This is a genomic window from Staphylococcus sp. EG-SA-15 (genome assembly GCF_017151895.1).
GTDB lineage: Bacteria > Bacillota > Bacilli > Staphylococcales > Staphylococcaceae > Staphylococcus > Staphylococcus aureus.
Genome location: NZ_JACVZN010000163.1, coordinates 1 through 245, shown reverse-complemented (window position 1 = coordinate 245; position 245 = coordinate 1). Strand labels below are relative to the sequence as shown.

Annotated in this window: 1 protein-coding gene and 1 pseudogene; one reads left to right on the top strand and one right to left on the bottom strand. The window is 31.0% G+C overall.

Annotated features, from left to right (window positions below):
* Positions 1-49: 49 nt before the first annotated feature.
* Positions 50-148: a hypothetical protein gene (locus IDG64_RS14865; protein WP_431520637.1), complete on the top strand. Its 99-nt coding sequence runs from the start codon at positions 50-52 to the stop codon at positions 146-148.
* Here the strand turns inward: IDG64_RS14865 and IDG64_RS14860 are convergent.
* A pseudogene (locus IDG64_RS14860) lies at positions 109-245 on the bottom strand (FtsK/SpoIIIE domain-containing protein); the annotation flags it as partial. The gene IDG64_RS14865 and the pseudogene IDG64_RS14860 overlap by 40 nt on opposite strands.

Sequence of the window (245 nt, the reverse complement as noted above, 5' to 3'; positions counted from 1 at the left end):
TATTGAATCTCCAAGTTTTAAAAATGCTGAATCTAAATTAACAGTTGCGATGGGGTATAGAATTAATAATGAACCATTACTTATGGATATTGCTAAAACGCCACACGCACTAATTGCAGGTGCAACTAAATGTGGCAAACCATTATAAGGAGCTAATTCAACCATTTTTGGATCGATAAGTAATAATCTTAATTCCTCAGGGTGATTTTTATATAGTAAAGACATCAAAATACTATTGATACAAA

Bases quoted from the DNA above. Each gene is read 5' to 3' on its own strand.
- IDG64_RS14865 (WP_431520637.1), top strand. From the start codon at position 50: ATGGGGTATAGAATTAATAATGAACCATTACTTATGGATATTGCTAAA.